The organism is Caldisericota bacterium (assembly GCA_034717215.1).
Taxonomy (GTDB): domain Bacteria; phylum Caldisericota; class Caldisericia; order Caldisericales; family Caldisericaceae; genus UBA646.
This window is the reverse complement of sequence record JAYELD010000137.1, coordinates 1-5,767: the sequence shown is the minus strand read 5'-3', so window position 1 is coordinate 5,767 and position 5,767 is coordinate 1. Positions and strand designations below refer to the sequence as shown.

4 protein-coding genes are annotated in these 5,767 nt (G+C 36.4%); all 4 read right to left on the bottom strand.

The features are described 5' to 3' along the window. Positions 1 to 35: 35 nt before the first annotated feature. Positions 36 to 3,797: an HD domain-containing protein gene (locus tag U9Q18_05800; GenBank protein MEA3313871.1), complete on the bottom strand. Its 3,762-nt coding sequence runs from the start codon at positions 3,795 to 3,797 to the stop codon at positions 36 to 38. A 222-nt stretch (positions 3,798 to 4,019) separates the two neighbouring features. Beyond that, entirely contained in the window at positions 4,020 to 4,646 is a 627-nt protein-coding gene (locus U9Q18_05795; protein ID MEA3313870.1) for a CYTH domain-containing protein, read from the bottom strand. A gap of 2 nt (positions 4,647 to 4,648) precedes the next feature. Further along, entirely contained in the window at positions 4,649 to 5,482 is an 834-nt protein-coding gene (gene proC, locus U9Q18_05790; protein ID MEA3313869.1) for a pyrroline-5-carboxylate reductase, read from the bottom strand. Then, positions 5,479 to 5,767: hypothetical protein (locus U9Q18_05785; GenBank protein ID MEA3313868.1), on the bottom strand; the 289-nt coding region annotated here is incomplete at its 5' end. The genes U9Q18_05785 and proC, both read right to left, overlap by 4 nt.

The following is a 5,767-nucleotide window of genomic DNA, read 5'->3' as shown; positions in this document are numbered from 1 at the left end:
AAATGGCAGTTCAATGGTGAGGGAGGAACATAAAATTACTCTAAGGCCCGAGTTATCAAGGAAACAACGTCTGGTTTTGCTAAAGCTTTTTTGATCTCTTTCAAAGGAATAGAAAGGAAGGCATCCACAACTAAAGGATCAAAGTGTGTTCCCTTCTCTTCTTTAATAATTTTTATTGCATCTTTTATGCTGAATGCTTTTCGGTAAGGCCTATCAGTTATCAGTGCATCAAATACATCTGCAACGGCGATAATGCGTGCGTATATTGGAATTTCTTCTCCCCTTAAACCAGCTGGGTAACCTGCCCCATCCCATCTCTCGTGGTGTGCCGCTATTATCTCCGCAACCTCAGAATTCATCGGGAAAACGATGTTTTTCCCGTCTTCAGCATGCTTCTGCACAATCCTATATTCTTCTTTCGTTAATTTCCCGGGCTTTGCAAGAATTTCTTCAGGAACAGCAATTTTCCCGATGTCGTGGAGTATCGCAGCAAATAGAATCTCCCTTTGTTCGTCCATAGCAAGCTTCATTTTTTCGCTGATGAGATAAGAAAAGGATGTAACCCTTTCGGAGTGCCCTTTTGTATACGGATCCCTGGAGTTAATTGCATTAACAAGGGAAGTAATGTATTTTATAAACAGCTTCCTTATCTCCTCAAATGAAAGCGCAGACTGGTACATTGCGATAATCTCCTGCCCAAATCTTTCAAAAAACTTTTCTTCTTCTGCACTAAACATTTTCATTGTATTAAAGCGTATGCGGAAAATTGGAATCTCTTTCTTGCCAGAAAAAACTACGGCTTCTGCCCAATGCTTTTTCTCTTTTTCATTTTTTTCGGATAGCTCAAATGGAGAAGAAAGAGATACGAAGAAAGAATGTCTTTCTTTAAGGACATTTTGTATTAACCCTTTGCCTTTTTTCTTCAAAGAATGCTTTTCAATACGTTTCCCATTGAATTTAGTCAGTACAATAACATTATCTTCTCCCTTGCCAATGCCCACCTCTTCAATCTCATTTGGGTACAAATTAGAAAGAATCTCAAACGCCTTTTTAATAATCTCTTCGCATCCTTTCTTTGGATCCATCCCATGGAATAAAGAAAGAGATATCTCATTAAAACCAACTAAATCCTCTAATTTGACATAGGAAACCAAATTTGAAACGAAAGCAGAGGAAAGTTTAGACAGAGCTGTTGTTAAATAACGGTCTTCTTTGGTAAAAATCTCGCCGTCCTTAAAACTATCAAGGAAAATGGCCCCAAAATATTCGTCATTTACGATAATCGGAGCAACAAGCGTCTGCTTAATTTTTCCCGAACCTGTCTTAGAGAACCTTACCTTCAACTCTTCGGTGATATTTTTATCAGGAATCTTTTTAACAACAAAAACTTCTTTCGTAGAAGGAATAAAAGCATCTTCTTTTTTTAGAATAGTGCTTAAAAGTACATCTTTATCAAACCCAGATACTGCCACATATTTAAAATGGTCACCCTCTTTTATCGTGATAGACCCTGCATCTGCAGCTGGCACAAGACTTCGTCCGATATTAAAAATCCTCTCAAAAAATTCGCTTTCTTTCATTTGGATGTCAAGTTCTGCAAATGAAGTAATTGAACGATAAAATTTTTCTTCTGCACTTTGAGCCCTCCTGAGAAGAAGCATATTCCTGAGGTACACCAGCCCAAGTTTTGATATCGAGAAAACAATTTTCAAGTCCATTTCAGAAAAAGCGCTTTCCGAATGAAAATTATCAATAAAAAAACCGCCTATGTATTTCCCGTCCACAATAAATGGCGCTTGAATTGTCGCTTTTATCCGGCTAGTGCCTACCTCTTCTAATATTCTTTTCGTTCTTTTTTTGTATCTGCCTTTTTTTAAAATAGGATTATTAAAGATATTCGGTATTATGACAGGTTCATCGTTTTTAGTTGCAAACACTTCCTTTTCTGTTAAAACAATTTTGCTAACCAGTGATTTATCATACCCTCTTACTGCCGTGAATTTGTAGCCGTCTCCCTCCTTTAACATTACACTCCCTGCTTCCCCTTGGTCAAGAAGAGTAAGCGCTACATCGAGCAGCTTCTCGCTAAATACATCTATATCCTGGCTGATATTTATGTTCGGGAAAAACTCTATAACCCTGGAAAGCTTATCTGAAAGAATTTTGAGATCCTTCATTTCTTTATCAACAATCAGCTTGAGATCGTGAGCATGCTTTCCTGTAAGATCCAAGGTCTTCTTTAAAAGAACGATAAACCCAACAATGAAAGCAAATAGTATAAAAAAATATCCAAAATGTTGGGCAGTAAATTGTTTAAATAAAACTCCTTGATGTATCCATTCCACTGCAATGTAAATTTTACCCGGCAATAATTCTACTTGTGAGCTTTTTATAAAAATTCTCCCAAGCTTTGTGTCTATAGCGCCATCTAAATCTGCAGGATAACAATCAAATACATCTTTTACATTATTTAATAAAAGTTTGCTCTCAGTTGAACATACAACCGTCCCGGAAGGATTCAAAATAATAATATTCTCTCCCGGTTCCACAGTTTTAGCAATCTGTTCGTCAAAAAAATCCGGATTTATCAATGCTGAAATAGTTCCGTCAAATTCCCTATCTTTAAAAACAGGTTCGTGGAAGACCGCCACTACAGAACCATCAACAGTTCTTATCGGATCCGACAGCACTTCGCCATGCGTCGTTAGTGCCGTATTTATGTGTGATTCATTTGAAATATCTTTTCCAATTTCACCTTTATCCGGATATGTAAAAACCAATCTCCCATCTCTTTCTATACGCGATACGCCTAATATAAGCTCTTTATTTAAATTATAAAATTCTTTCATGTCTGCTTCCGCATTTTGAGAAAAATCTGCAATTTCTTTGTTTTTAGAAAGAAGTATCAAATCGTTCCGTATTCCATCAAATTCACCTTTAAGTGTAAAATTTATAATGGTGGTGCTCTGGGACAAATGTGAAAATTCTTCCCCAACATGCGCGTTAAAAACAAATTGAAACATAGCAAGCGCAAAGTATGAAAAAATACTGACTATAACTGCAACAATGATATAAGTTTTAATCGTTCCTTTTGCAAAACGCGCCTCGATAGGGCGCAGAATGGCTTCTTTTTTGTATTTTGCTTCAATAAATTTCATGCGCCGGAATTCAAAAAAGAGCAAAGCAAGCACAACAACTCTGCCTGAATAGTTTATCAATCTATAAATAGTGTACATATTGCTGCCCTGTATTAACCCGAAACTTCTTATAAATAAAGACAAAAACAAAGAAACTGCAAACAACAGTATAAGCACTCTCATTTTTGGCCGTCGTTCCTTAGTAAGTGTATAGATCTTGCCTATAGCAATAAACATAACGTATATCATAGATGCATAAAATAAAAGCTCTAAAGAGCTAAGATATTTACCTTTTAATGCAGGATAGAGAGCTACAATGAATATTACAACAGAGTATAGACGCGCCTTTTTGAGCATTCTTATGCCTCGGTGCACTTCCTTTTCTGTTTGTTCCACACCACGTAAAAGAGTCCAACAAGCAATCAAAATCGCTGTGTTTCCAAAAAAAAATGCTATAGGTTGATAACTAATGGATAAAAATAAAAATTCTCGCACCCCTATAGACAAACCCATAAGAATAAAAGACAAAATAACCCAAGGCAGGCCCCCTGTGTGCCTGCTTTTTTCTGAATAATTAAGCATAAAAACTGCCGCAATACCTACCGGCAGCAACCATGCCGCATAGTTAAGAAAAACTATAATATACGATATTACATTCATTGCTTATATAGTAACAGATAAAAAAATAAAAATCAAATTTACGAAAAAGAGCACAATGTAAAAGTGGTTATTTTTGTGTCAGGCACCATTTTAACTATCTTGTTCAATCGGCTTATTTTCGTCAGTGAAAAGAGCGCAGTGAAAACGCAAAAACGAGAAAAAGAGTGGAAAGACAATTAAAAAAGGCGGGGCTCTGCCTCGCCTCAAATATTTACGGATAAATTATAACAGTGGGATAAGATTAAAACTCCTTAGTCCCATTTCATATTTGGATGCACCTGCTAAGAACAGGTGAAAATTGAGCTTCAAAAAAGAGGCACATTCTAAAAGATCTTCTTCACATCCATTTTTAAGTTCCAGTTCAATTTCATTGTAAGAAACTTTCCTTTTGTTCAGCACAAAGTGCAGAAAATCCAGGGAAGCCTCAATCAAAGAGCCATTCTTCTCAAAATACAAAATATGCCTTTCGTTATCTACAATCAACACTTCTTTCAAAGGATTTCCTTTGGTAATTTCCAATATTTGCGGAAAATATTTATTCAAAAAACCAGCTTTTGTCACATCTTCGCTATTACGCAGTATTTCTTTAAACTCATCCCTTATGAATATTCCATTTTTAAGGATACCGTTTCCTTTAAGCGTTGCGATATTTTTGCCGTCCTCTTCTCTTGTCCTATATGCCATATTGCTGTAAAGAAGGTCAAATTTCTCAGTATCAAAGTAGTGGCTAATAAGATATTTTTCCTTTCCTCCCTTAATGCTCCAATTAAGAAATCCTGGAATCTGCTTAATCTTTTCGAGCATTTTTTTTGATGCAGTAAGCTTTACTTCGTATTCCTTCTTCACCATATTTATTGTTGCCCTCCTTCTTTTTTCTCTTTACTCAATTCGCCTAAATATTTCGTGCGCTTGTAAGCAGCATACACTGCCTTTTCAAGAACAGTTCTAAAAGCCCCTTTCTCTAATTCATACAGCGCTTCTGTCGTAGTGCCTCCCGGGGAAGTTACCATATCACGCAGTTCTGCTGTATGCTTATCAGAATTCATAGCAAAAAGTATAGAACCAAGTACGGTTTGATAAACAAGTTCTTTGGACACTCTTCGAGAGAATCCAAGATGAACGCCTGCACTTATCATTGCTTCAAGAAACAAAAACACAAAAGCAGGACCCGTGCCATTTAAAGCCGTAGCCATATCAACATAATTTTCATCTTTGACAAAGAGTTCTTTTCCCATTGAAGAAAAAATTTCTCTGATGTGAATTCTTTCTTCTTCACTCACTTCTTTCGTTGCAGTCCACATACTCATTCCATGCCCGACTTGGACAGGAGTATTTGGCATTACGCGCACTACCTTTTTATGCGTAAGCTCTCTTTGAATCACCTCTATTGGAATGCCGGCCATTATGGATAACACAATCTGGTAGTCTTGCAACACTTCTTTTAACTCTTTTGCAACGGTTGAAAAAATCTGTGGTTTAACGGATAGTACCACGATATCGCCAAATAATGCTGCTTCCACATTATTTTGCATCATCTTAATCCCAAATTGCCTGTTCAATTCCCTCGCTCTTGCAAGACGTGGGCCGCTGCCCACAATGTCTTCCTTTTTATAAACACCTTCCTCTATGATGCATTTAATCATAGATGAGGCCATAGTCCCTGCTCCAATAAATGATATTTTCATCCTTGTTTCCTTATTTTATAATTTTTAAAAAAGTCGCTTATCTTAAATTTTATAAGGCTAAGCTCAATTGCTCTAAACATAGCGGCAAAATCCAGCAAATAAAATTCATAAAAAGAACTGAAAGATTGTTCTTTTAAAAACATATCGTCCAATTCTTCTTCGCCTTTTTCTTTATATGTTGCTGACAGCATTTTCTTAACCTTGTAAAGCTTATTCACAATGCCCTGTTTCGTTTTAGTCGTTCCAAAATAGTGTTCCTTAATAACCATTATTTCTTCCAGCATA

Excerpts from the sequence above, each read along its gene's own strand:
- U9Q18_05800 (MEA3313871.1), bottom strand. The coding sequence starts at position 3,797 with ATGAATGTAATATCGTATATTATAGTTTTTCTTAACTATGCGGCATGG.
- U9Q18_05795 (MEA3313870.1), bottom strand. The coding sequence starts at position 4,646 with ATGGTGAAGAAGGAATACGAAGTAAAGCTTACTGCATCAAAAAAAATG.
- proC (MEA3313869.1), bottom strand. The coding sequence starts at position 5,482 with ATGAAAATATCATTTATTGGAGCAGGGACTATGGCCTCATCTATGATT.